Annotated in this window: 4 protein-coding genes and 1 tRNA gene; all 5 read left to right on the top strand. The window is 66.2% G+C overall.

Annotation, left to right across the window (positions count from 1 at the left end; translation table 11 throughout):
• Positions 1-4: 4 nt before the first annotated feature.
• Positions 5-78, top strand: a tRNA-Pro gene (locus tag ADBZ5U_RS15215).
• 41 nt (positions 79-119) lie between these two features.
• Positions 120-1,643 carry a trigger factor gene (gene tig, locus ADBZ5U_RS15210; protein WP_526811584.1) on the top strand — a complete coding sequence of 508 codons (1,524 nt, stop codon included), beginning with the start codon at positions 120-122 and terminating at the stop codon, positions 1,641-1,643.
• Positions 1,644-1,761: 118 nt separating this feature from the next.
• Positions 1,762-2,346, top strand: coding sequence for a ClpP family protease (locus tag ADBZ5U_RS15205; RefSeq protein WP_526811586.1), 585 nt, complete (start codon positions 1,762-1,764; stop codon positions 2,344-2,346).
• Between the two features lie 4 nt (positions 2,347-2,350).
• Positions 2,351-2,998, top strand: coding sequence for a ClpP family protease (locus ADBZ5U_RS15200; RefSeq protein ID WP_526811585.1), 648 nt, complete (start codon positions 2,351-2,353; stop codon positions 2,996-2,998).
• A gap of 122 nt (positions 2,999-3,120) precedes the next feature.
• A partial coding sequence (locus ADBZ5U_RS15195) for a ClpX C4-type zinc finger protein (protein WP_526811583.1) occupies positions 3,121-3,407 on the top strand: 287 nt, incomplete at its 3' end.

The raw sequence follows: 3,407 nt of genomic DNA, 5'->3' as shown, positions 1-3,407 counted from the left end.
GCAGCGGGGTGTAGCGCAGCTTGGTAGCGCATCCGCTTTGGGAGCGGAAGGCCGCAGGTTCAAATCCTGTCACCCCGACACGCGCCCGCAGACACCCACGAGAACTAAGGAGCAGCACCGTGCAGAGCACCGTCGAGAAGCTGAGCCCCACCCGGGTTCGGATCAATGTGAAGGTGCCGTTCACCGAACTGCAGCCCGAATTCGACCGCGCCTACAAGCAGTTGGCCAGCCAGGTGCGGCTGCCCGGCTTCCGCCCGGGCAAGGCTCCGGCAAAACTGCTGGAGGCCCGGGTCGGCCGGGGCGCGGTGCTGGAGCAGGTGGTCAACGACGCGCTGCCGGCCCGCTACAGCGAGGCCCTCACCGGCACCGAACTTCGGCCGCTGGGCCAGCCGGACATCGAGGTGACCAAGCTGGAGGACGGCGAGGAACTGGAGTTCACCGCCGAGGTGGACGTCCGTCCCGATATCGACCTGCCCGACCTGAGCAAGCTCGAGTTCTCCGTCGACCCCGTCGAGATCACCGACGAAGAGGTCGACGCCGAGTTGCAGTCGCTGCGCGCCCGGTTCGGCACCCTCAAGGGCGCCGACCGCCCGGCCAAGGCCGGCGACTTCGTCTCCATCGACCTGTCCGCGTCGGTCGACGGCACCGAGATCCCCGACGGCAGGGCCGAGGGACTCTCCCACGAGATCGGCTCCGGTCAGCTCATCGAGGGGCTGGACGAGGCGATCGTCGGCCTGTCGGAGGGTGAGTCGAAGACCTTCACCACCAAGCTCGTCGCCGGCGAGCACGCCGGTAAGGACGCCGAGGTCACCGTCACGGTGAAGTCGGTCAAGGAGCGCGAACTGCCCGACACCGACGACGACTTCGCCCAATTGGCGAGCGAATTCGACACCATGGACGCGCTGCGCGAGAACCTCACCGAACAGGTCCGCCGGGTCAAGCGCATCCATCAGGCGGAGAAGATCCGCGACACCGCGCTGGAGAACCTGCTCGAGATGGTCGAGGTGCCGCTGCCGGAGGCCATCGTCCAGGCCCAGGTCGACTCCGCGCTGCACAACGCCATCCACCCGCTCGAACACGACGAGGCCAAGCTGGCCGAGACGCTGGAGGCCCAGGGCAGCTCGCGGGAGAAGTTCGACGCCGACAGCCGCGAAGCCGCCGAGAAGGCCGTCAAGACCCAACTGCTGATGGACGCCATCGCCGACGAGCTGGACATCGAGGTCGGGGAGAGCGACCTCACCGAGCGGCTGGTCCTGATGGCCCGGCAGTATGGGCTCGAGCCCCGGCAACTGGTGAGCATGCTGCAGCAGCAGAACCAGCTCCAGGTGGTCTACGCAGACGTGCGCCGGGGCCTGGCCGTCGCGGCGGTGGTGGAGGCCGCCACGGTCAGCGACACCACCGGTGCGGTGATCGACACCGCCGAGTTCTTCGGCTCGGGAGCCGAGCCCGACTCCGGGTCCGCCGCCGGGTCCGCCGCCGACGGGGCCGATAAAGCCAAGGCCAAGGCCAAGGCCAAGGCCAAGAAGAAGGCCGACCCCGACGGTGAGCCCAAGGGTGAGCCCAAGGGTGAGCCCAAGGCCAAGAAGAAGGCGGCGAAGTCGGAGTCGGAAGTAACGCCGACAGCGAAGTCGGAGTCGGAGTAACGCCGACAGCGAAAGACCCCCGCCGCGGGCATGGTTACCGGCGCCGGGTTGGTTAGGGTCAGAGACAGCAGCAATGACGAGCGGATCGTTCGAACGAAAGCAGGTAAGCGTGACTCACATGCGTTCCGGTGGCGGCCTGAACCTTCAGGACTCCATCTACGAGCGGTTGCTGGCCGAGCGCATCATCTTCCTGGGATCCCAGGTCGACGACGACATCGCCAACCGGCTGTGCGCCCAGATCCTGCTGCTGGCCGCCGAGGACCCGACCAAGGACATCTCGCTCTACATCAACTCGCCCGGCGGCTCGATCAGCGCCGGCATGGCGATCTACGACACCATGGTGCTGGCGCCCTGCGACGTCGCCACCTACGCCATGGGCATGGCCGCCTCGATGGGTGAGTTCCTGCTGGCGGCCGGGGCCAAGGGCAAGCGGTACGCGCTGCCGCACGCCCGCATCCTGATGCACCAGCCGCTGGGCGGAATCACCGGCGGCGCGACCGACATCGCGATCCAGGCCGAGCAGTTCGCGCTCATCAAGAAGGAGATGTTCCGGCTCAACGCCGAGTTCACCGGCCAGCCCATCGAGCGCATCGAGGCCGACTCCGATCGCGACCGCTGGTTCACCGCCGCCGAAGCCCTCGAGTACGGCTTCGTCGACCACGTCATCACCCGTGCGCACTTCAACGGAGGCTCCAATGCCTGATCCCATGCCCTTTCACTCCGATCCCCGGCTCGCTCCGCAGGCGCGCTACATCCTGCCGTCGTTCATCGAACACTCCAGCTGGGGTGTCAAGGAGTCCAACCCGTACAACAAGCTCTTCGAGGAACGCATCATCTTCCTCGGCGTGCAGGTCGACGACGCCTCGGCCAACGACATCATGGCGCAGTTGCTGGTGCTGGAATCCCTGGACCCGGACCGCGACATCACCATGTACATCAACTCCCCGGGCGGATCGTTCACCTCACTGATGGCGATCTACGACACCATGCAGTACGTGCGGGCCGACATCCAGACGGTGTGCCTTGGACAGGCCGCCTCCGCGGCCGCTGTCCTGCTGGCCGCCGGAACCCCCGGCAAGCGTCTCGCCCTGCCCAACGCCCGGATCCTGATACACCAGCCCTCGCTGGGTGGGGTCATCCAGGGGCAGTTCTCCGACCTGGAGATCCAGGCCGCCGAGATCGAGCGGATGCGGACCCTGATGGAACAGACCCTGGCCCGGCATACCGGCAAGGACGCCGCCGTCATCCGCAAGGACACCGACCGCGACAAGATCCTCACCGCCGAGGCGGCCAAGGAGTACGGCATCATCGACACCGTGTTGAGCTACCGCAAACTGTCGGCGCAAACCGCCTGAGCGGCGACACGCGCGCAAACCCCGCATAACGCTCGCCCACCGGCCGAACATGCGGGTAGCGTCGAGACAGATCAACACCAGACGTCGCGAACGATCATTCAAGGGAAGTAGGGCAGGGGCAGATGGCTCGCATCGGAGACGGCGGTGACCTGCTGAAATGCTCCTTATGTGGAAAGAGTCAGAAGCAGGTCAAGAAGCTCATCGCCGGGCCCGGCGTCTACATCTGCGACGAGTGCATCGACCTCTGCAACGAGATCATCGAAGAGGAACTCGCCGACAACGACGACGTCAAACTCGATGAGCTCCCGAAGCCGGCCGAGATCCGGGAGTTCCTCGAGGCCTACGTCATCGGCCAGGACACCGCCAAGCGCACGCTGGCCGTCGCGGTCTACAACCACTACAAGCGCAT

Origin of the sequence: Mycobacterium sp. (genome assembly GCF_040398885.1) — a bacterium.
In the GTDB taxonomy this organism is placed as follows: domain Bacteria; phylum Actinomycetota; class Actinomycetes; order Mycobacteriales; family Mycobacteriaceae; genus Mycobacterium.
This window is presented reverse-complemented; position numbering and strand designations above follow the sequence as displayed.

Excerpts from the sequence above, each read along its gene's own strand:
- ADBZ5U_RS15200 (WP_526811585.1), top strand. The coding sequence starts at position 2,351 with ATGCCCTTTCACTCCGATCCCCGGCTCGCTCCGCAGGCGCGCTACATC.
- ADBZ5U_RS15205 (WP_526811586.1), top strand. The coding sequence starts at position 1,762 with ATGCGTTCCGGTGGCGGCCTGAACCTTCAGGACTCCATCTACGAGCGG.